This is a genomic window from Streptomyces sp. WM6378 (assembly GCF_001279695.1).
GTDB lineage: Bacteria > Actinomycetota > Actinomycetes > Streptomycetales > Streptomycetaceae > Streptomyces.
In genome coordinates this window covers 99,140-122,233 of record NZ_LGDD01000024.1, presented here as the reverse complement: position 1 = coordinate 122,233, position 23,094 = coordinate 99,140, and the positions used below count along the sequence as shown (strand labels likewise).

28 protein-coding genes are annotated in these 23,094 nt (G+C 71.2%); 17 read left to right on the top strand and 11 right to left on the bottom strand.

From position 1 onward, the window contains the following. The first annotated feature begins 1 nt into the window (after position 1). From ADK54_RS04990 to ADK54_RS04980, 3 genes are read left to right on the top strand one after another with little or no spacing between them, the layout of a single operon-like run. Complete coding sequence (locus ADK54_RS04990) at positions 2–211, top strand: MbtH family protein (protein ID WP_053724277.1); 210 nt, start codon at positions 2–4, stop codon at positions 209–211. Between the two features lie 4 nt (positions 212–215). Next, a complete protein-coding gene (locus tag ADK54_RS04985) occupies positions 216–1,217 on the top strand; it encodes an ATP-binding cassette domain-containing protein (protein WP_053724276.1) in 1,002 nt (333 codons plus the stop codon). After that, on the top strand, positions 1,210–2,031 hold the full coding sequence (locus tag ADK54_RS04980; RefSeq protein WP_053724275.1) for an ABC transporter permease: 822 nt from the start codon (positions 1,210–1,212) through the stop codon (positions 2,029–2,031). The genes ADK54_RS04985 and ADK54_RS04980 overlap by 8 nt, the downstream gene beginning before the upstream one ends. A 123-nt stretch (positions 2,032–2,154) precedes the next feature. On the opposite strand, the gene ADK54_RS04975 is transcribed toward ADK54_RS04980, so the two are convergent. After that, the gene (locus ADK54_RS04975) at positions 2,155–2,925 is read right to left on the bottom strand and encodes an AfsR/SARP family transcriptional regulator (RefSeq protein WP_078966130.1); all 771 of its coding nucleotides are present in this window, start codon (positions 2,923–2,925) and stop codon (positions 2,155–2,157) included. A gap of 628 nt (positions 2,926–3,553) precedes the next feature. On the opposite strand from ADK54_RS04975, the gene ADK54_RS04970 reads away from it, so the two are divergent. The 8 genes from ADK54_RS04970 to ADK54_RS04935 all read left to right on the top strand — a co-directional run bounded on the left by ADK54_RS04970 (position 3,554) and on the right by ADK54_RS04935 (position 10,080). Then, positions 3,554–3,928 (top strand): VOC family protein, encoded by a 375-nt coding sequence (locus tag ADK54_RS04970; RefSeq protein ID WP_053724291.1) that lies wholly within the window; start codon positions 3,554–3,556, stop codon positions 3,926–3,928. A 90-nt stretch (positions 3,929–4,018) separates the two neighbouring features. Next, complete coding sequence (locus ADK54_RS04965) at positions 4,019–4,882, top strand: HipA family kinase (RefSeq protein ID WP_053724273.1); 864 nt, start codon at positions 4,019–4,021, stop codon at positions 4,880–4,882. Next, positions 4,879–5,262, top strand: a complete 384-nt coding sequence (locus ADK54_RS04960) for a DUF3037 domain-containing protein (RefSeq protein WP_053724272.1) — start codon at positions 4,879–4,881, stop codon at positions 5,260–5,262. Before ADK54_RS04965 ends, ADK54_RS04960 begins: the two co-directional genes overlap by 4 nt. Before the next feature lie 148 nt (positions 5,263–5,410). Then, a complete protein-coding gene (gene fabG / locus ADK54_RS04955) occupies positions 5,411–6,172 on the top strand; it encodes a 3-oxoacyl-ACP reductase FabG (protein WP_053724271.1) in 762 nt (253 codons plus the stop codon). 17 nt (positions 6,173–6,189) lie between these two features. Beyond that, positions 6,190–6,951 (top strand): SDR family oxidoreductase, encoded by a 762-nt coding sequence (locus ADK54_RS04950; protein ID WP_053724270.1) that lies wholly within the window; start codon positions 6,190–6,192, stop codon positions 6,949–6,951. Between the two features lie 161 nt (positions 6,952–7,112). After that, complete coding sequence (locus tag ADK54_RS04945) at positions 7,113–8,666, top strand: ABC transporter substrate-binding protein (protein WP_053724290.1); 1,554 nt, start codon at positions 7,113–7,115, stop codon at positions 8,664–8,666. A gap of 94 nt (positions 8,667–8,760) precedes the next feature. After that, on the top strand, positions 8,761–9,444 hold the full coding sequence (locus tag ADK54_RS04940) for a uracil-DNA glycosylase (protein ID WP_053724269.1): 684 nt from the start codon (positions 8,761–8,763) through the stop codon (positions 9,442–9,444). Between the two features lie 162 nt (positions 9,445–9,606). Continuing rightward, the gene (locus ADK54_RS04935; protein ID WP_199826866.1) at positions 9,607–10,080 is read left to right on the top strand and encodes a hypothetical protein; all 474 of its coding nucleotides are present in this window, start codon (positions 9,607–9,609) and stop codon (positions 10,078–10,080) included. A gap of 68 nt (positions 10,081–10,148) precedes the next feature. Here ADK54_RS04935 and ADK54_RS04930 read toward each other — a convergent pair whose 3' ends face one another. The 3 genes from ADK54_RS04930 to ADK54_RS04920 all read right to left on the bottom strand — a co-directional run bounded on the left by ADK54_RS04930 (position 10,149) and on the right by ADK54_RS04920 (position 11,879). After that, positions 10,149–10,604 carry a hypothetical protein gene (locus tag ADK54_RS04930; protein ID WP_078966127.1) on the bottom strand — a complete coding sequence of 152 codons (456 nt, stop codon included), beginning with the start codon at positions 10,602–10,604 and terminating at the stop codon, positions 10,149–10,151. 96 nt (positions 10,605–10,700) lie between these two features. Then, positions 10,701–11,237, bottom strand: a complete 537-nt coding sequence (locus ADK54_RS04925) for a DinB family protein (RefSeq protein ID WP_053724267.1) — start codon at positions 11,235–11,237, stop codon at positions 10,701–10,703. Positions 11,238–11,276: 39 nt separating this feature from the next. Continuing rightward, the gene (locus ADK54_RS04920) at positions 11,277–11,879 is read right to left on the bottom strand and encodes a TetR/AcrR family transcriptional regulator (RefSeq protein WP_053724266.1); all 603 of its coding nucleotides are present in this window, start codon (positions 11,877–11,879) and stop codon (positions 11,277–11,279) included. Between the two features lie 76 nt (positions 11,880–11,955). On the opposite strand from ADK54_RS04920, the gene ADK54_RS04915 reads away from it, so the two are divergent. Beyond that, positions 11,956–13,194, top strand: a complete 1,239-nt coding sequence (locus ADK54_RS04915) for an FAD-dependent oxidoreductase (protein ID WP_053724265.1) — start codon at positions 11,956–11,958, stop codon at positions 13,192–13,194. Next, positions 13,191–14,096 carry a Gfo/Idh/MocA family protein gene (locus ADK54_RS04910; RefSeq protein WP_053724264.1) on the top strand — a complete coding sequence of 302 codons (906 nt, stop codon included), beginning with the start codon at positions 13,191–13,193 and terminating at the stop codon, positions 14,094–14,096. Before ADK54_RS04915 ends, ADK54_RS04910 begins: the two co-directional genes overlap by 4 nt. Here ADK54_RS04910 and lnt read toward each other — a convergent pair. Both lnt and ADK54_RS04900 read right to left on the bottom strand, forming a co-directional pair. Then, positions 14,020–15,591, bottom strand: a complete 1,572-nt coding sequence (gene lnt, locus ADK54_RS04905) for an apolipoprotein N-acyltransferase (protein WP_053724263.1) — start codon at positions 15,589–15,591, stop codon at positions 14,020–14,022. The two genes, ADK54_RS04910 and lnt, sit on opposite strands and share 77 nt — an antisense overlap. Positions 15,592–15,702: 111 nt before the next feature. Continuing rightward, positions 15,703–16,182, bottom strand: coding sequence for a nuclear transport factor 2 family protein (locus ADK54_RS04900; RefSeq protein ID WP_053724262.1), 480 nt, complete (start codon positions 16,180–16,182; stop codon positions 15,703–15,705). Positions 16,183–16,265: 83 nt separating this feature from the next. On the opposite strand from ADK54_RS04900, the gene ADK54_RS04895 reads away from it, so the two are divergent. Then, complete coding sequence (locus ADK54_RS04895; protein WP_053724261.1) at positions 16,266–17,051, top strand: crotonase/enoyl-CoA hydratase family protein; 786 nt, start codon at positions 16,266–16,268, stop codon at positions 17,049–17,051. A gap of 13 nt (positions 17,052–17,064) precedes the next feature. On the opposite strand, the gene ADK54_RS04890 is transcribed toward ADK54_RS04895, so the two are convergent. The 3 genes from ADK54_RS04890 to ADK54_RS45655 form a co-directional block, all read right to left on the bottom strand. Then, complete coding sequence (locus ADK54_RS04890; RefSeq protein WP_053724260.1) at positions 17,065–17,865, bottom strand: GNAT family N-acetyltransferase; 801 nt, start codon at positions 17,863–17,865, stop codon at positions 17,065–17,067. A 52-nt stretch (positions 17,866–17,917) separates the two neighbouring features. After that, positions 17,918–18,115 (bottom strand): hypothetical protein, encoded by a 198-nt coding sequence (locus ADK54_RS04885; protein ID WP_053724259.1) that lies wholly within the window; start codon positions 18,113–18,115, stop codon positions 17,918–17,920. 117 nt (positions 18,116–18,232) lie between these two features. Beyond that, on the bottom strand, positions 18,233–18,409 hold the full coding sequence (locus tag ADK54_RS45655; protein ID WP_159047626.1) for a hypothetical protein: 177 nt from the start codon (positions 18,407–18,409) through the stop codon (positions 18,233–18,235). Between the two features lie 209 nt (positions 18,410–18,618). Between ADK54_RS45655 and ADK54_RS04880 the strand changes: the two genes are divergently transcribed. After that, complete coding sequence (locus ADK54_RS04880) at positions 18,619–18,996, top strand: hypothetical protein (protein WP_053724288.1); 378 nt, start codon at positions 18,619–18,621, stop codon at positions 18,994–18,996. A gap of 30 nt (positions 18,997–19,026) precedes the next feature. Here ADK54_RS04880 and ADK54_RS04875 read toward each other — a convergent pair whose 3' ends face one another. Together ADK54_RS04875 and ADK54_RS04870 are read right to left on the bottom strand one after the other, a co-directional pair. Continuing rightward, positions 19,027–19,899, bottom strand: a complete 873-nt coding sequence (locus ADK54_RS04875; RefSeq protein WP_053724258.1) for an undecaprenyl-diphosphate phosphatase — start codon at positions 19,897–19,899, stop codon at positions 19,027–19,029. 210 nt (positions 19,900–20,109) lie between these two features. Next, entirely contained in the window at positions 20,110–20,814 is a 705-nt protein-coding gene (locus ADK54_RS04870) for a TVP38/TMEM64 family protein (RefSeq protein ID WP_053724257.1), read from the bottom strand. A gap of 75 nt (positions 20,815–20,889) precedes the next feature. On the opposite strand from ADK54_RS04870, the gene ADK54_RS04865 reads away from it, so the two are divergent. Together ADK54_RS04865 and tuf are read left to right on the top strand one after the other, a co-directional pair. Further along, on the top strand, positions 20,890–21,588 hold the full coding sequence (locus ADK54_RS04865; protein WP_053724256.1) for a DNA alkylation repair protein: 699 nt from the start codon (positions 20,890–20,892) through the stop codon (positions 21,586–21,588). Positions 21,589–21,879: 291 nt separating this feature from the next. Beyond that, entirely contained in the window at positions 21,880–23,049 is a 1,170-nt protein-coding gene (gene tuf, locus ADK54_RS04860) for an elongation factor Tu (protein ID WP_053724255.1), read from the top strand. Positions 23,050–23,094: the final 45 nt, after the last annotated feature.

The following is a 23,094-nucleotide window of genomic DNA, read 5'->3' as shown; positions in this document are numbered from 1 at the left end:
CATGGCGAATCCATTCGACAACGAAGAGGGCAAGTTCCTCGTCCTGATCAACGACGAGGGCCAGCACAGCCTGTGGCCCACGTTCGCGGCGGTGCCGGCCGGCTGGACGGTGACGGCGGACGAGAGCGGGCGCGCCGAGGCACTGGCCGCCGTCGAGCGGGACTGGACCGACATGCGGCCGAAGAGCCTGGCCGCTCACTCCGGCAACTGACCGCGTGGCGACGGACACCGCGGTCTACGCGGAGGGACTGGAGAAGCGGTACAAGGGCCACACCGCGCTGCGAGGGGTGGATCTGTCGGTCGCGACGGGCTCCGTGCTCGGCGTGCTCGGCCCCAACGGGGCCGGCAAGACAACGACCGTGCGGGTCCTCGCCACCCTGCTGAAGCCGGACGCCGGACATGCGACGGTCGCCGGATACGACGTGGTCGAGCAGAGCAAGGAGGTACGGCGCAGGATCGGCCTCGCCGGCCAGTACGCCGCCGTCGACGAACTGCTCACCGGCCGGGAGAACCTCGTGCTGCTCGGCCGCCTGCTGCGGCAGGGGCGGCGCGGGGCCCGGCAGCGTGCCGACGAACTACTGGAACGGTTCGAGCTGACGGCCGCCGCCGACCGCCCGGCGGGCACCTACTCGGGCGGCATGCGCCGCCGTCTCGACCTGGCCACCTGCATCATCGCCCGGCCGCCCGTGCTGTTCCTCGACGAGCCGACCACCGGCCTCGACCCGACGAGCCGCATGGTGCTGTGGAACGTGGTGCGCGAACTGGTCGCCGACGGCATTACGGTGCTGCTGACCACGCAGTACCTGGAGGAGGCGGACTTCCTCGCCGACCAGATCGTGGTCATCGACCAGGGAAGGGTCATCGCGGCGGGCACACCGGCCGAGCTGAAACGCAAGGTCGGTACCGAACGCCTGGAAGTCTCGGTGACCCGTCAGGACGCCCTGCCCGCCGCCCTGTCGGCGGTGTCCGCGATCGCCTCCGCCGAACCGGTGGTGGATCCGAAGGGCCGGAGCATCTCGGTCCAGCTCGACTCCGGTCTGCGCAGCCTGGCCGCGGTCGCGACCGCCCTTGGCGACGCGGGCGTGGACGTCGTGGACTTCGAGCTGCGCCGTCCCACCCTCGACGACGTGTTCTTCCAGCTCACCGACCGACCGGCGGGCCCCGACAACCTCGTACGTTCCGAGAGCCCCGATCCGAAGGCTGTGCCCCATGAGTGAACTGAGCCTCCCGGCCCGCCCGTTGAGCGGACTGGCCGTGGGCCTCGCCGATACGTTCGCGCTCGCCGGGCGGCACCTGCTGCACCTGCGCAGGGCGCCGGGCAAGTTCCTCGGCATCACGCTGAACCCGCTGGTGCTGCTGATCGCGGTGGGCTACCTGTTCAGGGACTCCATCTCGGTACCCGGCAGCGGTGCGTACGAGGAGTACCTGATGGCCGGGGTCGCCGTGCAGGTCGGCCTCGCCAGCATCGGTCCCACCGCCATCGGCGTCTGCATGGACCTGCGCGGCGGCCTGGTCGACCGGTTCCGGTCACTGCCCGTCTCTCGCGGCTCGGTGCTCTTCGGCCAGACGCTCTCCGACCTGATCGTCTCCGTACTGGGCCTGGGCATCGTCATGTCGGTGGGCCTGGTCGTCGGCTGGCGCCCGCACACCGGGACGCTGTCGGTCGTGGCCGGGTTCGCGCTGATCGTGGGGTTCATCTACGCGATGCTGTGGCTCGGCGTGCTGATCGGCCTGCTCATGCGCACGCCGGAGGCGATCGATTCACTGGGCGCGATCGTGCTGGTCGCCTTCTCGTTCCTGTCGAACGCCTTCTTCTCGGTCCAGGGCCTGCCGTCCTGGATCCGGCCGCTCGCCGAGTGGAACCCGGTCAGCTCGGTGGTCACCGCCTGCCGGACGCTGTGGGGAAACCCGGTGGTCACGGGCGGCGGCTTCCCCGCGGAGCACCCGCTCCTGGTCGCGTTCGGCACGCTGGCGGCGCTGCTCGCGCTGTGCGTGCCGCTGAGCCTGCGGGCGTACCGCGAGGCGGGCTGAGAAAAGCGAGGGGGCCTGCCGGAAGGTGTTCCGGCAGGCCCCAGTTCGTACAACGGCGACCAGGAAACAGTCGCTGCGGGTGCCCGACTCCCCCCAAACATCGGGGGAGTTGGGCTCCATTCATCAGGCCTTGGCGTCCAGGAGCGGGTCCTGGGAGAGGATGTCCTGGTACAGCTTGCGCAGCGAACGGCCGACGTCGAGACCCAGTTCGGCCGAAAGCCAGTCCCGGGTCCGTTGGTAGACGTCGAGCGCCTCGCTCTGGCGCCCGCACCGGTAAAGGGCCACCATGAGCTGCTCGCTGAATCGCTCGCGCCCGGGATGCTGGACGACCAGTTCCCGGAGTTCGGAGATCGCCTCGCGTTCCCCGCCGGTATTGAGTTTGACCACGATGAGGTCTTCGCGCAGCGACATCAGCCGCTCTTCCAACTGGGCGGCGGTGGACTGGCACAACAGGCCGTCCCCCGCGTCCAGAAGCGCGGGTCCCCGCCACAGGCTCAGCGCCTGGTGCAGCAATTCCTCGGCGCGGACCGGCTGGTCCCGCAGCAATTCGGAACCCTGGGCCGCGAATTTCAGGAATTGAGCGGCGTCGGTCGAGGCCTGCGGGATGTCCAGCATGTAGCTGCTGCCCGTGGTGCGCACCAGCTCATTGGGCTTCGCGTCGAGATCCCAGCCGTCCATGAGTTTTCGTAGCCTCGCCGTGGTGGCATGCAGGGCGTTTCTCGAATTCTCCAGGTCCTTGTCGGGCCAGAGTTCGTCGACGAGCGTGTCCCACGAGACCGTGCGACCCGCGTTCAGAGCCAGGACGGCGAACACGGTCCGGATTTTCTTCGCCCGGATCCGATGTGTTTTCCCCCCGTACTCGACCGTCAACGGACCAAGAACGTTGATCAGCACCAATACCCCTCCCGTTGGCGCCCGTAGACCCGTGGCGGCCCATCGGTGACCAGCACCGGAATTCCGGTGCCGGGAGTGTGCGTGCGCGGGATGCGCCCACCGGGGGCCTGGGTCGGATCTGCGATCAATGTGGTCACCTGGGACACACCGGCGAACGAACGAGTCATTCAGGTTCCGCTGCGCGTGATGATTCCCACAGCGCGTCGGCGGCCGGGTCTCCAGGCATCACCGCATTCACGACACTACGGACGCGTTACCCTAACGATTCCTTAATGGTCTGCACCTTTACTTAATGATCTTCCCTGCTCCGGCTGAGATTTGTCAAACAGGGCTGATTCGCAGGAAATTGGTGTGGGCCGGGGTGTGCCGGTGACTGTTGTCGTAATGGCCGCGATGGCCGAACTTTCTTATGGCTGACGGCTGTTGAGCCGGGAGTTGCGAGACGGACGCTCCATTCCGGCAGGCCCCCTCTGATCGAGCGTGCCGCCCGCTCCAGTCGCAGCACCGACCGGCGCCACTCGCCGTCACCCCGCCGCAGCCCGGCCGAGGAACCGCGTACGGTTGCTCGGGTGCGACCCTCTCGTACGGGGGAGTCGCTGAAACCGTCCAGGGACGAGGGGTGTCGGAAGTGATTCGAAAGCTGCAGGCGGTCGCCCTTGACTGCGCCGATCCGGTACGGCTCGCGGAGTTCTACGCGGACCTGCTCGGCGGCCGGGTGGTCGCGGACTCGGGGGATTCCGACTGGGTCGAGGTGTACGGGTTCGAGGGAACGCCGCTGGCCTGCCAGCGGGTGGACGGCTACCGGCCGCCCGAATGGCCCAGCCAGCAGCACCCGCAGCAGATCCACCTGGACTTCGACGTGGACGACCTGGAAGGGGAGGAGAAGCGGGCGCTCGCCCTCGGCGCGACCGTCCTTGAGCGGACGGACCAGCTTCGCCCGGAGGCCAACTGGCGGGTCTACGCGGACCCGGCCGGCCATCCGTTCTGCCTCTGCCTCCACTGAGTCCACGGGGCCCCGCAGTAACTACTCCCCAAGCATGCCGTTGATTGCAACGCCCAAAGAGAACGCCAAAGAGATGGATGGCCCGGGAAAATGTTGAATGAGGTCGTCGCGACCCGGTACGTCACGCCGTTGCGTGAGGGCGGATCGCTTCCGGGCATCGTCGAGGCCGACGATCTCGGAACGTACGTCATGAAGTTCACCGGGGCCGGCCAGGGCCGCAAGACGCTCGTCGCGGAGGTCATCTGCGGCGAGCTCGGCCGGCGGCTCGGGCTGCGAGTCCCGGAACTGGTCACCATCCAGCTCGACCCGGTCATCGGCCTGTCCGAGCCCGACCAGGAGGTGCAGGAGCTGCTCAAGGCGAGCGGCGGCCTCAACCTCGGGATGGACTACCTGCCCGGCTCGCTCGGCTTCGACCCGCTCGCCTACCAGGTGGACGCGGTGGAGGCCGGCAAGGTCGTCTGGTTCGACGCGCTGATCAACAACGTCGACCGCTCGTGGCGCAACCCCAACATGCTGGTCTGGCACGGCGACCTGTGGCTCATCGACCACGGGGCCACGATGATCTGGCACCACAACTGGCCCGGCGCCGCGGCGTCGGCCGCCAAGCCGTACAACGCCTCCGACCACGCGCTCGCGCCGTTCGGGCCCGACATCGCCGCCGCTGCCGCCGAGCTCGCGCCGCTGGTCACCGAGGAGCTCCTGACCGAGGTCGCGGCCCTGGTGCCCTGCGAGTGGCTGGTCGACGAGCCCGGGTTCGACACCACCGACGCGCTGCGCCGCGCCTATGTCGAACCGCTGCTCGCCCGGTCCGCCGACATTCACGAGCGGATCACGTTTGACGCCCCGGTGAAGACAAAGGCGCCGCAGCCCCCGGGCTGGCTGACCGAGCACGCCAAGCCCTGGCCGCACCCCACCAAGAACAGCAAGAGCCGCGAGAAGGATGCCGACCGTTGAGCAAGCGCGATGTCTTCGAGTACGCGCTGCTGCGCGTGGTGCCACGCGTCGAGCGCGGTGAATGTTTCAACGCCGGCGTGCTGGTCTATTGCCGCGCCCACTCCTTCGTCGCGGCCCGCACCCATCTGGACGAGGCGAAGCTGAAGGCGCTCGACCCGGCCGCGGACGTCGTGGGCGTGCGGGCCGCGCTGCGCGCCGTCGAGGGCGTCTGCGGCGGCGGCGAGGGAGCCGGACAGGCGGCGGGTGACGACGCCGGCCGCCGCTTCCGGTGGCTGATCGCGCCGCGCTCCACGGTCGTCCAGCCGGGCCCGGTGCACACCGGCCTGACCGCCGATCCGGCGGCCGAGGCCGAGCGGCTGCTCGACCTCCTGGTGCGCTGATTTCCGCCCGGCGGGGGGTGTGACATGCGCCGGGGGATCCGTGGGCCGTTGACACCGGGTGCCAGGGCTTCTAGCGTCTCGACTGCTGAAGCTACTAAGCGGTTGCTCAGTGACTGAGGGCCGCGGATCCCAGGGCGAGGAGAACAGCATGTCCACCACCGAGCAGCGTGTCGCCATCGTGACCGGGGCGGCGCGGGGCATTGGCGCCGCGACCGCCGTCCGGCTTGCGGCCGAGGGCCGGGCCGTCGCCGTACTCGACCTCGACGAGGCGGCCTGCAAGGACACCGTCGACAAGATCACCGCGGCGGGTGGCCGGGCCATCGCCGTCGGCTGCGACGTGTCGGACAGCGCCCAGGTGGAGGCGGCCGTCGAGCGCGTGGCGGCCGAGCTCGGTGCGCCGACCATCCTCGTCAACAACGCGGGCGTGCTGCGCGACAACCTCCTCTTCAAGATGAGCGAGTCGGACTGGGACACCGTGATGAACGTGCACCTCAAGGGCGCGTTCCTGATGGCCAAGGCCTGTCAGAAGCACATGGTGGACGCCAAGTGGGGCCGCATCGTCTCGCTCTCCTCGTCCTCCGCGCTCGGCAACCGCGGCCAGGCCAACTACGCCGCCGTCAAGGCCGGCCTGCAGGGCTTCACCAAGACCCTCGCCAAGGAGCTCGGCAAGTTCGGCATCACCGCCAACGCGGTCGCCCCCGGCTTCATCGTCACCGAGATGACCGCGCAGACCGCCGCCCGGGTCGGCATGGGCTTCGAGGAGTTCCAGGCCGCGGCCGCCACCCAGATCCCCGTCCAGCGCGTCGGCTTCCCCGAGGACATCGCCAACGCGATCGCCTTCTTCTCGGGCGACGCCGCCGGCTTCGTCTCCGGCCAGGTCATGTACGTGGCCGGCGGACCGCTCAACTAAGGCCAGGGGCAAGGGACATGACTGAACTTCCTGAACTGTCGGGCAAGGTGGCCCTGGTCACCGGAGCCAGCCGCGGCATCGGCTACGGCATCGCCGAGGCGCTCGTCGCCCGCGGCGACCGGGTGTGCATCACCGGACGCGGCGAGGACGCCCTCAAGGAGGCCGTCGAGCGGCTCGGCTCCGACCGGGTCATCGCCGTCGCGGGCAAGGCCGCCGACGAGGTCCACCAGGCCACCGTCGTCGAGCGCACCATGGAGGCCTTCGGCCGGGTCGACTTCCTGGTCAACAACGCCGGCACGAACCCGGTGTTCGGCCCGATCGCCGAGCTCGACCTGAACGTCGCGCGCAAGGTGTACGAGACGAACGTGATCTCCGCGCTCGGCTTCGCCCAGCAGACCTGGAAGGCCTGGCAGAAGGACAACGGCGGCGCAATCGTCAACATCGCCTCCATCGCCGGCGTCTCCGCCTCGCCCTTCATCGGCGCGTACGGCATGAGCAAGGCGGCCATGGTCAACCTGACGCTCCAGCTGGCGCACGAGTTCGCGCCGGTGGTCCGGGTCAACGCGATCGCCCCGGCCGTGATCAAGACCAAGTTCGCCCAGGCGCTCTACGAGGGCCGCGAGGCGGAGGCCGCCGCGGCCTACCCGCTCGGCCGGCTCGGCGTGCCCGCCGACATCGGCGGCGCGGCGGCCTTCCTCACCTCCGAGCAGTCGGACTGGGTCACCGGACAGACGCTGGTCGTCGACGGCGGGCTGTTCCTGAACGCCGGAGTCCACTGACGCGGGAGGTCCGCGAAAACTGAGCGGATTTGCTCCTGAATATTCCAACGTGCCCTGCTGAGACGGTCGGTCGACCCAGCGGGGCACTGCGGTATGGTCTGCCGACCCATGGCCGATCGAGGAGCGTGCACGTGTTCAAACGGACCATCTGCCGGCGCACCATGGCGGCCCTTGCGTCCATATCCCTGCTCGGCGGCTGCGGACTGCTCTCGGGGGGCGGTTCGCAGGCGCAGCAGGGGATAACAGTGGGGACGACAAGCGAACCGAGCACGCTCGACCCGGCCGCGTCCTGGGACGGATCGTGGGAGTTGTACCGGAATGTCTTCCAGACTCTGGTGGCCTTCCCGACCGGCAGCAGCGCGCCGCAGCCCGACGCCGCGCAGTCCTGCCAGTTCCAGGACAAGTCGAGCCGCACGTTCACCTGCACATTGCGCAAGGGAATGACCTTCTCCGACGGAACGAAGCTCGACGCGAACGCCGTCAAGTACTCCATCGACCGGATCGTGAAGATCAATGTGAAGGCGGGCCCGAAGGGGCTGCTCACCAGCCTCGACAACGTCACCGTCGACAACGACCTGACCGTCACCTTCCACCTCAACAAGCCCGACGCGACCTTCCCCTACGTGCTCGGCGCGCCCGCCATGTCGATCGTGGACCCCAAGGCGTACCCGGCCGACAAGCTCCGCGACGACGGCGGGCTCACCGGCTCGGGCCCGTACACGCTCGACTCGTACAAGGCGGGCGACCGCGCGGTCCTGAAGAAGAACGACAGCTACCAGGGTTTCGCACAGCGCAAGAACGACGGCGTCACCATCCGCTACTTCCGCGATTCCAAGACCATGGTGGACGCCCTCAAGGACAAGCAGATCGACGTCACCTACCGAGGCATCACCGCCGACGAGGTCGAGGACGTACGCAACGAGAAGGCCGCGGGCAAGCCGCTCGAACTCGTCGAGAACACCGGCACCGAGATCCGCTTCCTCGTCTTCAACCCCAAGGACCCCGAGGCCGCGAACCCGGCCGTACGCCGCGCGGTCGCCCAGCTCGTCGACCGCGACGCCCTGGTCGCCAAGGTCTACAAGGGCACCGCCGAACCGCTGTACTCCATGGTCCCGACCGGCGTGAACGGGCACACCACCAGCTTCTTCGACGCCTTCGGCTCGCCCAGCGTCCCCAAGGCGAAGGACATCCTGCGCAAGGCCGGCATCACCGGCCCGGTCCCGCTCACCTTCTGGTACACCACCGACCGCTACGGCTCCTCCATGGCGGCGGAGTTCCAGGAGCTCAAGCGGCAGCTCGACTCCTCGGGCCTCTTCGACATCACGCTCAACAGCCGGCCCTGGAAGACGTACACCGAGGGCTTCCAGGCCGGCGACTTCCCCGTCTTCGGGCGCGGCTGGTTCCCCGACTTCCCCGACCCGGACAACTTCATCGCGCCGTTCGTCGGCAAGGAGAACGCGGTCGGCACGCCCTACGATCCGCGCGAGATCACCACGCAGCTGATCCCGCAGTCCCGCGAGATCTCCGACCGGGGCGCGGTGAGCAAGCAGTTCGAGCGCGCCCAGGACATCCTCGTCGACGACGTACGGCTGCTGCCCCTGTGGCAGGGCAAGCTCTACATCGCGGCGAGCGACGACATCGCGGGCGGCGAGCGCGCCATGGACCCGCAGACCGTCATGCAGATGTGGGAGCTGCACCGCAAGACCAGCTGGTAGGGGCGGGCGCGGACGGCGTTGTCAGTGGTGGCCGGTAGGTTCTGAATTCCGCACCGAGGGTGCGGTAACCGAATGTCCCACGGAGGTTGTTGACGTGACCGATATCGCCATGCTGCCCGAGTCCTGGCAGGGCGTCCTCGGCGAGGAGCTCCAGAAGCCGTACTTCAAGGAGCTCACCGCGTTCGTCGAGGAGGAGCGGGCGAAGGGCCCCGTCTTCCCGCCGCGCGAGGAGGTCTTCGCGGCCTTGGACGCGACGCCGTACGAGAAGGTGAAGGTCCTGGTCCTCGGCCAGGACCCGTACCACGGCGAGGGCCAGGGTCACGGCCTGTGCTTCTCGGTGCGGCCCGGCGTCAAGACGCCGCCGTCGCTGCGCAACATCTACAAGGAGATGCGCGACGAGCTCGGCCTGGACATCCCGGACAACGGCTATCTGATGCCGTGGGCCGAGCAGGGCGTCCTGCTGCTCAACGCGGTGCTCACCGTGCGCTCCGGCGAGGCCAACTCGCACAAGGGCAAGGGCTGGGAGAAGTTCACCGACGCGGTGATCCGCGCGGTCGCCTCGCGGCCCGACCCGGCGGTCTTCGTGCTGTGGGGCAACTACGCGCAGAAGAAGCTCCCGCTGATCGACGAGGAGCGCCACGTGGTGGTCAAGGGCGCGCACCCCTCGCCGCTCTCGGCCAAGAAGTTCTTCGGCTCGCACCCGTTCACGCAGATCAACGAGGCGGTCGCGGCGCAGGGCCACGCCCCGATCGACTGGCGCGTGCCGAACCTGGGCTGAGGCGGACCGGCCGAGGGGCGTGATCGTCGGCAGGGCGTTGTGACGGCGTCCGGCTGACAGCCCCGGGACCCCGCCCGAGCCTGAGGCCGATTGTCAGTGGCGGCGGATAGCGTCGAAGCCGTTCGGCTTTTCGTGACGACTGGACGACTGGTGGAGACAGCGGTGACGGACATGCAGGAAGCCCCGGGGGACATCGTGATGACCCGGATCGGGCAAGCGATGATGCTGCTGCACGGCGGGGACCGCGAGGAGGCCCGCAACCGCTTCGGAGCGCTGTGGACGGAGATCGGCGAGGACGGCGACGCGCTCCACCGCTGCACCCTGGCCCACTACATGGCGGACGCGCAGGACGACACGGGGGACGAACTGGCCTGGGATCTCAGGGCGTTGGCGGCGGCCGACGGCCTGAGCCAGGAGCGCCTCACCGAGCACCACGCCTGGCTCGCGGTGCGGGCCTTCTACCCCTCCCTCCACCTCAACCTCGCAGCCGACTATGTGAAACTGCACCGCGCCGAGGAGGCCCGGCTCCACCTCGGCCGGGCCCACGCCGCCCTGGACGCGCTGTCCGACGACGCGTACGGGAACGACATCCGCGAGGCGCTGCGGCGGCTTGAGCGGCAGGTGGACGCCATGTGACCCGCCCTCAGCCCCTCAGCTCGATGCCGTGCGGCCCACCGTCAATCCCGGCCAAGTGTGACGGATCGTCAATTGCCGTATGCCTCACGGCAGATGCGGGCCTCCGGGCTGTCCGCCTGCCAGCCGCCGTACCCCTGGCCCAGCGCGCAGATGCCGCCCGAGGCGGGCGGCGCGGGGGCGGGTCGGGGGTGCTGCTTCCTGGGGGCGGCCGGGTGGTGCCTGGGCGGCTCGGCCCGGGGGTGGTGGTGAGGACGGGGCGCTTCCGGCTGCTCGGCCTTCGGCGGCGGGGGCGGCGAAGGGGAGGGGGCGTCCGGGGGCAGGGCCGTGTCCAGGGCCTCGCGGGCCGGGGCCTGGACGATCTGCGGCTGCGGAGCGACCTCGCCCTGCTGCCGGGCGGGCGGGGTGGCGGGCGGCTGGGTTGGTGCGGTCCGGGCGTCGACGGAGACGCAGCCCGAGACGCATCCGCAGACGGTCAGGGCTGCCACGGCCGTCATGAGCTTCAGCGCGTTCCTGGTTCGGTGCATCTGGCAACTCTGCTGGTTACGGCGGGAGTTGGGCGATAGTACGGGCCTATAAATGGCCCGCACGAGTGACCCGGCCGCCTCCGCGTTTCCGTGGGCTCAGTCGCCCGTCGAGCCGTCGAGCGCCTCGCGGATCAGGTCGGCGTGGCCGTTGTGGCGGGCGTACTCCTCGATCATGTGGGTGTAGATCCAGCGGAGGCCGAAGTGCTGCCCGCCGCGGGCGGTGCCGACGCTGAGGTCGTCCAGGTCGTGCTTGGCCGCGTGCGAGCGGGCGGTCGCGACCTCGCGCTGCCAGGTGGCAAGGGCGTCCGCGTAGGTGTCGTCGGGGCCGAAGTGGAAGTCGCCGTCCGGGTCCTCCTCGGTTCCGTACACCCAGGCGTCGGGCTCGCCGCCGAACACCGTGGTGAACCACCAGCGTTCGACCTCGGTCAGGTGCCGCAGCAGGCCGAGCAGGGTGAGCGTCGAGCTCGGCACGGCGGCCTGCTTGAGCTGCTCGTCGGTGAGCCCGGAACACTTCCAGACCAGCGTCCGGCGGTGGTACTCCAGCCAGCCGTCGAGCATGGCCCGCTCGGCCGCGTCCAGTGCGGGCTCGTCGCGCTCGGTCGTCTCGGCCGGCGGTACTTCGGAGGTCGTCATGGCGTCATCCTCTCCGACGGCCTCGACCGGAGCCAACGGTTATCGGAGCGGCGGCCCGGCCAGCATGCCGCGAAGGAGCTCGGTGAAGCCGCGCCGGACCTCCGGCTCGGACGGCACCTCGGCGTGGTAGGAACCCGCCACGCAGGAGAACATCAGGCCCTCGCTGAACGAGATCAGGGAAAGCGCGTGGCGTTCGGGCGCGCTCGATCCCGCGGCCTTCATCAGAGCCACGAGCGGCGCCCTGAACTGTCGTCCGGCCGCGTCGTAGTACGCGCGGAGCTCCGGGCGCCGGGTCGCCTCCAGGGCCAACTCGTAGCGGGACACGAGCAGTTCGCGGTGGCCGGTGAGGTGGCGGTGCAGAGCCAGGGCCAGCGCGCCGGCCAGCTCGTCGGGGCCGCTCCCGGGTGCCGGCATCTCGGCCGGGACGAGCACCTTGGCCTCGCGTTCGGCCTGCCGCCGGACCGCCGCTTCGAGCAGCGCCTGGCGGGTCCGCGCCTGGTTGGAGGTCGAGCCCTGCGGCAGCCCCGCCAGCTCGTCGACGGCCCGGTGGGTGAGGCCGCGCATGCCCCGCTCGGTGAGCAGGGCGAGCGCGGTGTCGGCGATGAGATCGGCACGCGAGGTGCCCGGGGTGCGTGCGGCCATGGGGCCAATCTATCCCGCGCACTACAGCTGTAGTACCGTTGGCTTCTCACTACAGGCGTAGTCGACAGGGGGCGTCATGGACGTGTGCAGCGGAAACGGGGCATCCCGCGCGGTGGTCGTCGGCGGCGGAATCGGCGGGCTCACCGCCGCCCTGGCTCTGATCCGGCGGGGCTGGCGGGTCACCGTTCTGGAGCGGGCCGCTGAGCTGAAGCCGGTCGGCGCGGGCATCGGGCTCGCCCCCAACGCCCAGCGGGCACTCGATGTCGCCGGCCTCGGTGACGCCGTCAGGGCACTCGCCGCCTGGCAGGGGGAGGGCGGCCTGCGCACACCGAGCGGCCGCTGGCTCTCCCGCACCGATCCGCAGGCCGCGGCCGAGGCCTTCGGCGGCCCGATGGTGCTGCTGCACCGGGCGACCCTGATCGACACCCTCGCGGCGGCGCTGCCCGAAGGAGCCCTGCGCACCGGAGAGTTGGCGGAACTGGCCGACCGCGGAGCAGTCGACCGCCCCGCCGTGGTGCGCACCACCACGGGGGACATCGAGGCGGACCTGGTCGTCGGCGCCGACGGCATCAACTCCGTGCTGCGCAAGGCCCTGTTCCCCGCCCACCCCGACCTCGCGTACGCCGGATTCACCACCTGGCGCGTCGTGGTGCCCGACCCCGGCCGGCCCTTCGCGCCGCACGAGACCTGGGGGCCCGGCCGCATCTGGGGCACCCAGCCCCTCAAGGACGGCCGCCTCTACGCGTACGCGGCGGCCAGGACACCGCGCGGCGGGCGCGCCCCCGATGGTGAACTGGCCGAGCTGCGACGGCTGTTCGGCGCCTGGCACGACCCGATCCCGGCCGTCCTCGAAGCGGCCGAGGGAGGTCCGGTGCTGCGCAACGACGTCCACTGGATGGCCGAGGCCCTGCCCGCCCACCACCGCGGCCGGGTCGCCCTCATCGGCGACGCCGCACACGCGATGGCGCCCACGCTCGGCCAGGGCGGCAACCAGGCCATCGAGGACGCCATCGTCCTGGCCCACCACGCGGACCCGCACGGCGACCTCGCCACCGGCCTCGCCCACTACAGCGCCGAGCGGCTGCCCCGCACCATGGGCATCGTCCGCAAGTCGGAGCGGACCGCACGGATCAACATGCTGCGCAACCCGGTGGGCATCGCGGTCCGCAACACTCTGATCAGCGCGGTCTCCGTACTTTGCCCTGCTTTCCCGCTCCGCTCCTTCGCGGACATCGCCACCTGGCAGCCGCCTGGGCGCACGTATGCTGACCAGGCAAGGAAGCAGGACACCCCTCGGCAGAAGGAGACCCCGTGAAGGTCGGATGCATCGGACTCGGGGACATCGCGCAGAAGGCCTATCTGCCGGTTCTGACCACGCTGGCGGACACGGAACTGCATCTGCAGACCCGCACCCCGGCCACCCTGGCCGCGGTGGCCGACACCCACCACATACCGGCCGCGCAGCGCCACACCGACCTCGACTCGCTGCTCGCGCAGGACCTCGACGCGGCATTCGTGCACGCGCCGACCGCGGTGCACCCCGAAATCGTGGCCCGGCTGCTCGAAGCGGGCGTACCGACCTATGTCGACAAGCCGCTGGCGTACGAACTCGCCGACTCCGAGCGGCTCGTGGCGCTCGCCGAGGAGCGCGGCGTCAGCCTCGCCGTCGGCTTCAACCGGCGCCTCGCGCCCGGCTACGCCCAGTGCGCCGACCATCCCCGCGAGCTCATCCTGATGCAGAAGAACCGCGTCGGGCTGCCCGAGGACCCGCGCACCCTGGTGCTCGACGACTTCATCCATGTCGTGGACACGCTCCGCTTCCTGGTGCCGGGACAGATCGAGCACACCGTCGTACGGGCCCGCGTGCGCGAGGGGCTGATGGAGCACGTCGTCCTCCAGCTCTCGGGCGACGGGTTCACCGCGATCGGCACCATGAACCGGATGAACGGGTCCACCGAGGAGATCCTGGAGGTCTCCGGGCAGGACACCAAGCGCCAGGTCCTCAACCTCGCCGAGGTCGTGGACCACAAGGGCCAGCCGACCGTGCGCCGCCGCGGCGACTGGGTGCCCGTCGCCCGCCAGCGCGGCATCGAGCAGTCCGTCCTCGCCTTCCTCGACGCCGTGCGGGCGGGCAAGACGCTCAGCGCGCAGGACGCGCTGGCGACTCATGAGCTGTGCGAGAGGGTGGTGCGGGAGGCCCTGGAGCAGGCCTCCTGAGCGCACGCACGCCCTCGGCCGCGCAGAACAGGGCGAGGGCGCCGAGCGCCGAGTACACCGCCCAGTCGCCGAGCCGCACAAAGGGGGTGGTGCCGGTGGCGAGCGGCACGTCGTACACCGCGGAGGTGCTCGCGGACGTGCCGATCCAGTTGCCGATCCGCTCGCCTGCGGGGCCGTAGACCGCGCTGATGCCGGTCAGCGTCGCGTGGACCATCGGGCGGCCCGTCTCGGCGGCGCGCAGCGCGGCCAGCGAGGCGTGCTGGGCGGGCGCCCAGGTGTCCTGGAACGTCGAGGTCGAGGACTGCGCGATGAGCAACTGGGCGCCCATGCGCACCAGATGACGGCTCATGTCGGGGAACGCGGACTCGAAGCACACCAGCGGCCCCACCCGTACCGCGGACGGCAGCGTCATCACCACGGGCGTCGTGCCCCGCTGTCGGTCCTCGCCCGCCGCCTTGCCGACCGAGGTCGCCCAGCCGAGCAGCGAACGCGCCGGGATGTACTCGCCGAACGGCACGAGCCGCATCTTGTCGTAGCGCTGCCCGGTCGGACCCCCGGGCCCGACGAGGACCGAGCTCTTGAAGATCCCCGGCTTGTCGGACCTGCGCGCGTCCACATTCACCAGGATGTCCGCGCCCAGGTCCTCGGACAGCTTCGCGATCCGCGCGGCCAGGTCCGGCCGGGCGCTCAGATCCTGCCCGACACTGCTCTCTCCCCACACGACGAGATCCACGTGCTGCCCGGCCAGCGCACGGGTCAGCGCCTCGCTGCGGGCGAACCGGGCATCCCCGTTCTCGATCACACCGGGCTGCACCACGGCGACCCTGATCCGGCCGTCCCGCTGCATGTGCGGAGCCCACATCCACACCGCTCCGGCGGTGAGGGCGCACACCGCAAGGACGGACACCATGGCGGTACGCACAGGGGGGAGCGCCACACAGAGGGTGATGGCGGTGTTGACCGCCACCACGAGCAGGCTCACCAGCCACACCCCGCCCACCGACATCAGCCGGAGCGCCGGAGCGACCTCCCACTGGCTCGCGCCGAGCAGCCCCCACGGCCCGCCGAGCCCCTGCCACGACCGGACGAGCTCCACCATCAGCCAGCCCGAGGGCACCACCGCGACGGCGGCCAGCGCGCGCAGAACGGAGGGCCCGCCGCCCAGCGTCGAGCGCACCAGGACGCCCCACGGCGCCCACAGCAGCCCGAGCAGAGCGGCCAGGACCACGATGAAGACATTGAGGCTCGGCAGCAGCCAGTGATGCACCGCGAGCATGAACCCGATGCCGCCGAGCCAGCCGTCGAGCGCGGCCCGCCGCACGCTGCCGGCGGAACGGATCAGGAGCAGCCAGGGCACGAGGGCGACGTAGGCGAACCACCACAGCGAGGGCGCCGGGAAGGCCAGCGAGGGCAGCGCCCCGGCGAGCACCGCGGCCGCCCCGCGCCACCAGGCGGAACTCAGACGCGGTGTGTGACGGCCGACCGGAATCCGCATGCCGCGCCTCCTTGCCCGCCCCCGTGATCCGTTGGGTTCCCCCTGCCAGTGTGCGGGTCGGGCGTCGCCGCGCACAGACGGCCCGGCGCCCGGCGCGTCCCGCCCGCGCGCTCAGCCCCCGGCGAGCGCCCCCGACATCCGCCGCCACTTCTCGTGCACGGTCACCGACCGCAGCCGCCAGCCCGCGTCCGTGCGGACCAGCGAGAACGTGTAGCGACCGCCGGCCTCGAAGTCGGGCGTGGGCGGGGTGCCGTCGCCGTTGGCGCCCAAGCACATCGGGTTGAGGTAGTCGGCGCGCAGTTCGGCCCGGTCGCCCGGGTAGCCGCCGAGATCCTGGAGGGTCAGCAGCCGGTTGGTGATCAGGTGCTGGCGGACCGGGAAGAGCCGCATGGTCTCCGCGAGCCAGCGGGCCACCTCCTGCGCCGGGCCCTCGATGCCGCCCGCCGGGCGGTAGTCGGCGCGGCCGTCGGCGGCGAACAGGGCGCGGTAGGCGGTCCAGTCCCCGTCGTCGACGGCCGCGGCATATCCGGTGATGAGTTCGTCGATGGCCAAACGGTCGAGCAGGGTCCCGAGATCCACGCGCTGCGTCATCGGTTCAGTCTGTGCCAGCGGGCCCGGAACGCCAAGAGCCCTGCACTTGTGGCTGGTTGGCGACCCGTGCTACCGCTGGCGCCATGACTGACGAGACGGCTCCAGCGGTACGCAGCGAACGGCACGGTCCGGTCACGACGGTGGTCCTTTCGCGGCCCGGCGTGCGCAACGCGGTGGACGGCCCGACCGCGAAGGCCCTGGCCGACGCCTTCCGCGCCTTCGAGGCCGACGAGCAGGCCGCGGTGGCGGTGCTCTGGGGCGAGGGCGGCACGTTCTGCGCGGGCGCCGACCTCAAGGCGATCGGCACCGAACGCGGCAACACGGTCACCGAGGACGGCGACGGCCCGATGGGCCCCACCCGGCTCAGGCTCTCCAAGCCGGTGATCGCGGCCGTCGCCGGGCACGCCGTGGCGGGCGGCCTCGAACTCGCGCTGTGGTGCGATCTGCGGGTGATGGAGCAGGACGCCGTGTTCGGGGTCTTCTGCCGCCGCTGGGGGGTGCCCCTGATCGATGGCGGCACGGTACGGCTGCCGAGGCTCATCGGGGCGGGTCGCGCCATGGACCTCGTACTCACCGGGCGGCCGGTGGACGCGGCCGAGGCCCGCGCCATCGGCCTCGCCGACCGGATCGTGCCGAGCGGCACCGCCCGCGCGGCCGCGGAACGGCTGGCCGCGGAGATCGCCGCCTTCCCGCAGACGTGCCTGCGCCACGACCGGATGTCCCTGCTGGAACAGGAGGGCCGCACCGAGCCGGAAGCCCTGCTGGGCGAGGTGCGGCACGGCGCCCAGGCTCTGGAGGAGGCGGCCGAGGGAGCGGCGAGGTTCGCGGCGGGGGCGGGCCGGCACGGCGCGTTCGAGGGCCGGGACTGAACGCCGGCGGCTCTTACGGCTGCCGGATGTACGGCGTCGTCACCGTCAGCGGGGTGAAGCCGAGGCGCCGCAGGATGGGGCGGCTCTGGTCGGAGGCGTCGACCTGGAGGTAGCGGTAGCCGCGCTCGGCGGCGATCCGGGTGCGGTAGGCGATCAGGGCGCGGTAGATCCCCTTGCCGCGCCACTCGGGCAGGGTGCCGCCGCCCCACAGGCTGGCGAACTCCGTACCGGGGTGGAAGTCCATGCGGGCCGCGCTCACCGGCACGTCACCGGCCATGGCGACGACCGCCGTGACGGTCTCGGGGGCCTCGGCGAACTGGGCGAGGAGGCGCGCACGGAACCGGGCGCCGTCGTTGTCGAAGGCCCGCTCGTGGACGTACGCCATGAGGTCGACCCCGGCCGCGTCGGTCACCGGGCGCAGCGTGATGCCGTCGGCGGGCTCGACGTCGCGGGGGAGGTCCGCGACCCGGGCGACCATGACGGTCTCCGCGGGCTCGGCCTCGAACCCGGCCGCGAGCAGGCGCCGGCCGAGGTCGGCGGGGCAGTCGTGGGCGTACAGCTTCCACTCGCACTCGTTGCCGAGCGAGGCGAAGTGGCGGGCCTGTGCCGCGATCTCCGCGTCCGCGTTCGCCGCGGTCAGGTCCGACCAGAGGATGCCGTTCCACACGTGGCCCGGACCCACCTGCCGTACGACGTCGCCGGTCCGCTCGACCGTCGCGCCGGGACCGTCGGGCAGGGCGTTCTCCCGCAGCTGCCGGTCGAAGATCGCGAGCAACTCGTCATCGGTGTCGCCGTTCAGCGCGTCGGTGTCCATCCGGCCACTCCAACACCGTGACGAGGGCCACAGCAACTGGAATTCGCGCGGCTCAGGCCCGCCGCAGCGAGGGGGCTCCCGCCGCCACCGGGGCGCTTTCGCCCACCGCCGCGGCCCACTCGGCGAGCAGCCGCTCGTACTCCTCCGCGGGCCAGTGCTCGTCCGCGCCGTCGACGAGCGCACGGATGGCGTCGTTGGCGGCGTCCGCGTCGGACGGCGCGGGGCCGGACCGCTCGGGGGAGGAAGACATGCGACCAGGCTACGGGTCCGGTCGGACAACCGCCCCCGCCAAATGCGCCGAACCCCAGGTGGGAGCGGTGCGGGGTGGCCAAGATCACAGGGTTTGGGACGTTTGGCCCGCCCGGTGTCAGGCTGCCTGGGCGGTGTCTTGGCGCACGGCCGCGGCCCACTCGACCAGGAGCCAGTGGTAGCGCTCCTCCTCTTCGGGCGAGAGGCGTCCGTCGGACCGCTCCCACAGCGAGCGGATCTCCGCGTTCACCACGTCGGCAGGGCGAAGGGAGCGGCGGTCGAAAGTCGGGGGCATGGGGACAACCCTACGGCCATCAGGTGACCCACCGCCACGGAGTGGGAACTCTCAGCCAACATGCGGCGGTTGAGTGGCGTGGGAGGGCCACTGCCGGCGGGGTGCCGGGGGCGAGATCCGGACAGCTGGCCGTACGGGCGTGGCAACTGCCCGGCGCGGTCGGGGCGTTGTCCGGCGCCCGGGCGGGCCTCGCCGCCTATCCTCGCGGCATGGAGCAGAGCGAGGTTCTCAAGCGAGTGATCGGCATTCTCACCGAGGCCGGGGACTACCGCCGCCGCATCGAGGCGGAGGCCGAACGGGGAGCCCCCGACACGGAGATCGGCATCGTCACCGCTCTGCTCAACGAGACGATGCCGCACATCGAGATCCCCGCCGACGCCACCCCGCAGGAGATGGCCACCCTCGTGGCGCGGGAGGTCGGCGGGGCCATCCGGCAGCTCGTGGCCGCGTTCAGCCTGGCGTTCGTGGCTCTCGCCCAGGTCCACGACTCCGGCGAGCGGGACATGACATCGGCCGATGTGCTCCAGGACCTGGCGCTGCGCGCGGAGGAGCTCAAGGGGGACGGCCCCGAGGAGTCGGCGGGCTGAGCACCCCAACTCCCGTATGCAATACGTGAGTTAGAGTCCCCCGCCCGCGTCCGGGCTGAGGGTGCCCGCGGCGATGAGGGCGAACAGGGCGACGCCGAGCACGATGCGGTACACCACGAAGGGCATGAAGCTCTTGTTGGAGATGAAGGCCATGAACCACGCGATGACCGCGTATCCCACGCCGAAGGCGATGACCGAGGCGAAGAGCGTCGGAAGCATCGGGGCCTGACCCGGGCCGCCCGCGTCCTTCAGCTCGAAGACCCCCGAGGCGAGGACGGCCGGGATGGCGAGCAGGAAGGAGTAACGGGCCGCCGCCTCGCGGGTGTAGCCCATCAGGAGGCCGCCGCTGATGGTGGCGCCGGAGCGCGAGACACCCGGGATCAGCGCCATGGCCTGGCAGATGCCGTAGATCAGACCGTCCTTGGTGCTGAGTTCGCGCAGCGACTTGCGCTCCTTGGCGGCCCGGTGGCGGCCGCCCGACTCGTCGCGGGCCGCGAGCCGGTCGGCGACGCCGAGCACGACGCCCATCACGACCAGGGTGGTGGCGATCACCCGCAGATCGCGGAAGGACGTGTCGATCTGGTGCTTCAGGACGATGCCGAGCACCCCGATCGGGATCGAGCCGACGATGACGAGCCAGCCCATCCGCGCATCGTGGTCCTGGCGCAGGGAGCGGTCGGTGAGCGAGCGGAACCAGGTCGACACGATCCGCGCGATGTCCGTACGGAAGTAGATGAGGACGGCCGTCTCGGTGCCGATCTGTGTGATCGCCGTGAACGCCGGACCCGGGTCTTGCCAGCCCGCGAAGGCCGCGGTCAGCCGCAGGTGCGCGCTGGAGGAGACGGGCAGGAACTCCGTGAGCCCCTGGACGAGCCCGAGTATGAACGATTCGAACCAAGACATGGGTTGCTGCGCCATCCAAGAGGGTCGGGGCCACGGCCGGTCGGGCACGACGGGGACCGGCCGGAGCACCGGGGGCAGCACGGCTGCAACCGGAGATCTTGCGCGGATCGAGGGCACGGTAACGGCCGTGGGTTAACGGATGGTTGACGCCGCGAGGCCCGGGGGAAGCGTGGCCGTCCGGATCGCGGTGAGCCTCGGTGGGCCTGAGCCCTACCGCTGCCGCAGCCGGTGCCGCTTGCGCCAGCCCACCACGGCGGCCGCGGCCCCGCTCAGCACGATGAAGCCCATGGCGATCACGAAGGCGGGCGAGGTCGGCGACGAGGCGCTGCTGCCCGCGACGACGTACGCGAGGGTGTTGGGCACCGAGCCGAGGCCCGTCGCGAGCAGGAACGGCGCCCAGCCCATGCGCGAGACCGCCGCGCAGTAGTTGGCGCCGGCGAACGGCACGCCGGGGAAGAGCCGGATCGCCATCATCGAGCGGAACCCGTGCCGCGACAGCTGGCCGTCCGCCGCCTTCAGCCAGCGCCCGCGCAGCAGGGGCCGCAGCGCGTCCTGCCCGAGCACCCGTCCGAGCCCGAACGAGATGCCCGCGCCGAGCACCGTGCCCGCCAGCGAGGACGCGAATCCGGCCCAGGTGGCGAAGAGCGCCCCGGCGGCCAGATTGAGGATCGGACGCGGCACGAACGCCGCCGTGCACAGCCCGTACGCCACCGCGAAGAGCACGACGGCGCCGGCCCCGCCCACCTGCGGCGGCCAGCCCTCGGCGAGCAGCCGCTGCGGCTGGAGGACGAGGACGGCACTCCCGGCGGCCGCGAGCACCACGACGAGCAGCCCCAGCCGCGCCCACGGCGAGAGCACTGCTCTCGTACAGCGGGCGGCGAGGCCGGGGGACGGGCGGACGGCGGGCTCCAGCATCCGGGGAGACTAACCGACGCGAGCGGTCGCCCGCCGCAGGCGAAGTCCCGGACACCCTCCCCGTACCGTGGGCCCATGACCCCTCGCGCGACCCGCAGCCCGCTCGCCGACGACGTGCTCGGACGGCTCGTCCGGGTCTATCCCGGGGGCGGGGATCCGCACCGGGCCGCCGAGATGGTCGCGTACATGAAGGGCATCGCCCCCTTCCTCGGCATCCGCACCCCCGAGCGGCGCGCGCTGTCGCGGGCGGTGCTCGACGGACTCGTGCGGCCCACCGAAGCGGACTGCGCCGCTGTCGCGCTGCGGTGCTGGGAGCTGGCCGAGCGCGAGTACCACTACTTCGCGGTCGACTACCTGCGGCGCAACGTCCGGGTCTGCTCGTCCGGGTTCCTGCCGGTCGCCCGGCACCTCGTCGCCACCACCTCCTGGTGGGACACCGTCGACCACCTCGCCGCCCACGTCGTTGGCCCGCTCGTCGCCGCCGACGACGGGCTGACCGCCGTGATGGACGAGTGGATCGACGACGACCACCTCTGGATCGCCCGCACCGCCCTGCTCCACCAGCTCGCCTACAAGGAGCGCACCGACCCCGACCGCCTCTTCGACTACTGCCTGCGCCGCGGCACGCACCCGGACTTCTTCATCCGCAAGGCCATCGGCTGGAGCCTGCGCGAGTACGCCAAGACCGATCCGGGCGCGGTCCGCGCCTTTGTGGCGGCCGAGCGCGAACGTCTGTCGCCGCTGTCGGTGCGCGAGGCGCTGAAGAACCTGTAGGGGGCGTTTGCCACCCCAACTTCCGCCCGCCGAAAACCATTCGACGCGCCGCCGCCCACCAGGGATGATCGGCGACATGTCCAGGTACGCCTTCCTCGCAGCGCCGTCCGCAGTCGCGGACGCGCCGAAGGCTGCCGTCTTCACAGCGGCCGGGGCACTCACGGCCGCGGCGCCCCTCGGCGGCGCCCGAAGCTGACCCTTCCCGGAAAGTCCGGCGGACCCCGCACGGGGAGGGTCGGCCGGATTCAGGGGTCCCAGCACGCTCAGCGACCACGCGAGGGACATTCAGCCATGCCCAAGACGGCATACGTACGCACCAAGCCCCACCTCAACATCGGCACCATGGGTCACGTCGACCACGGCAAGACGACCCTGACCGCCGCCATCACCAAAGTGCTCGCCGAGCGCGGCACCGGCACCTTCGTGCCGTTCGACCGCATCGACCGCGCCCCGGAGGAGGCCGCCCGCGGCATCACCATCAACATCGCGCACGTCGAGTACGAGACCGACACCCGTCACTACGCGCACGTCGACATGCCGGGCCACGCCGACTACGTCAAGAACATGGTCACCGGCGCCGCCCAGCTCGACGGGGCGATCCTCGTGGTCTCCGCGCTCGACGGGATCATGCCGCAGACGGCCGAACACGTCCTGCTGGCCCGCCAAGTGGGCGTCGACCACATCGTCGTCGCGCTCAACAAGGCGGACGCGGGCGACGAGGAGCTGACCGACCTGGTCGAGCTGGAGGTCCGCGAGCTGCTGTCCGCGCACGGATACGGGGGCGACTCCGTGCCCGTCGTACGGGTCTCCGGGCTCAAGGCCCTTGAGGGCGAGCCGCGTTGGACCGAGGCGATCGGCGCGCTGCTCGACGCCGTGGACACCTATGTGCCCATGCCCGAGCGCTATGTGGACGCGCCGTTCCTGCTGCCGGTCGAGAACGTGCTCACCATCACCGGGCGCGGCACCGTCGTCACCGGAGCCGTCGAGCGCGGCACCGTGCGGGTCGGCGACCGGGTCCAAGTCCTGGGCGCGGACGTCGAGTCGGTGGTCACGGGCCTGGAGACGTTCGGCAAGCCCATGGAGTCGGCGCAGGCCGGCGACAACGTGGCGCTGCTCCTGCGCGGGGTGCCACGTGACGCGGTCCGCCGCGGACACGTGGTCGCCGAGCCCCACAGCGTCTCGCCATGCCGGAGGTTCACCGCCCAGGTGTACGTCCTCTCCACGCGCGAGGGCGGCCGCTCGACGCCGATCGCGACCGGCTACCGGCCGCAGTTCTACATCCGCACCGCGGACGTGGTCGGCGACGTCGACCTCGGTGAGCTCGCGGTCGCGCGGCCCGGCGACACGGTCACCATGACCGTCGAGCTCGGCCGTGACACGCCCCTTGAGCCGGGCCTCGGCTTCGCCATCCGCGAGGGCGGCCGCACCGTCGGCGCAGGGACGGTCAGCTCGGTCCTGTGACCAGCGGGCCCGCCTTCCCCCAACACCCCGGGGGAGGCGGGCCGT

What these genes read in the sequence shown, in the direction of transcription:
- ADK54_RS04920 (WP_053724266.1), bottom strand. Translation starts at nt 11,879, where the DNA reads ATGGCCGCACGCACCCCGGGCACCTCGCGTGCCGATCTCATCGCCGAC.
- ADK54_RS04945 (WP_053724290.1), top strand. Translation starts at nt 7,113, where the DNA reads ATGGCGGCCCTTGCGTCCATATCCCTGCTCGGCGGCTGCGGACTGCTC.
- ADK54_RS04930 (WP_078966127.1), bottom strand. Translation starts at nt 10,604, where the DNA reads ATGCACCGAACCAGGAACGCGCTGAAGCTCATGACGGCCGTGGCAGCC.
- ADK54_RS04990 (WP_053724277.1), top strand. Translation starts at nt 2, where the DNA reads ATGGCGAATCCATTCGACAACGAAGAGGGCAAGTTCCTCGTCCTGATC.
- fabG (WP_053724271.1), top strand. Translation starts at nt 5,411, where the DNA reads ATGTCCACCACCGAGCAGCGTGTCGCCATCGTGACCGGGGCGGCGCGG.
- ADK54_RS04890 (WP_053724260.1), bottom strand. Translation starts at nt 17,865, where the DNA reads ATGGACACCGACGCGCTGAACGGCGACACCGATGACGAGTTGCTCGCG.
- ADK54_RS04965 (WP_053724273.1), top strand. Translation starts at nt 4,019, where the DNA reads ATGTTGAATGAGGTCGTCGCGACCCGGTACGTCACGCCGTTGCGTGAG.
- ADK54_RS04880 (WP_053724288.1), top strand. Translation starts at nt 18,619, where the DNA reads ATGGAGCAGAGCGAGGTTCTCAAGCGAGTGATCGGCATTCTCACCGAG.
- ADK54_RS04900 (WP_053724262.1), bottom strand. Translation starts at nt 16,182, where the DNA reads ATGACGCAGCGCGTGGATCTCGGGACCCTGCTCGACCGTTTGGCCATC.
- ADK54_RS04950 (WP_053724270.1), top strand. Translation starts at nt 6,190, where the DNA reads ATGACTGAACTTCCTGAACTGTCGGGCAAGGTGGCCCTGGTCACCGGA.
- ADK54_RS04875 (WP_053724258.1), bottom strand. Translation starts at nt 19,899, where the DNA reads ATGTCTTGGTTCGAATCGTTCATACTCGGGCTCGTCCAGGGGCTCACG.
- ADK54_RS45655 (WP_159047626.1), bottom strand. Translation starts at nt 18,409, where the DNA reads ATGCCCCCGACTTTCGACCGCCGCTCCCTTCGCCCTGCCGACGTGGTG.
- ADK54_RS04915 (WP_053724265.1), top strand. Translation starts at nt 11,956, where the DNA reads ATGGACGTGTGCAGCGGAAACGGGGCATCCCGCGCGGTGGTCGTCGGC.
- ADK54_RS04980 (WP_053724275.1), top strand. Translation starts at nt 1,210, where the DNA reads ATGAGTGAACTGAGCCTCCCGGCCCGCCCGTTGAGCGGACTGGCCGTG.
- ADK54_RS04895 (WP_053724261.1), top strand. Translation starts at nt 16,266, where the DNA reads ATGACTGACGAGACGGCTCCAGCGGTACGCAGCGAACGGCACGGTCCG.
- ADK54_RS04925 (WP_053724267.1), bottom strand. Translation starts at nt 11,237, where the DNA reads ATGACGACCTCCGAAGTACCGCCGGCCGAGACGACCGAGCGCGACGAG.
- tuf (WP_053724255.1), top strand. Translation starts at nt 21,880, where the DNA reads ATGCCCAAGACGGCATACGTACGCACCAAGCCCCACCTCAACATCGGC.
- ADK54_RS04885 (WP_053724259.1), bottom strand. Translation starts at nt 18,115, where the DNA reads ATGTCTTCCTCCCCCGAGCGGTCCGGCCCCGCGCCGTCCGACGCGGAC.
- ADK54_RS04870 (WP_053724257.1), bottom strand. Translation starts at nt 20,814, where the DNA reads ATGCTGGAGCCCGCCGTCCGCCCGTCCCCCGGCCTCGCCGCCCGCTGT.
- lnt (WP_053724263.1), bottom strand. Translation starts at nt 15,591, where the DNA reads ATGCGGATTCCGGTCGGCCGTCACACACCGCGTCTGAGTTCCGCCTGG.
- ADK54_RS04865 (WP_053724256.1), top strand. Translation starts at nt 20,890, where the DNA reads ATGACCCCTCGCGCGACCCGCAGCCCGCTCGCCGACGACGTGCTCGGA.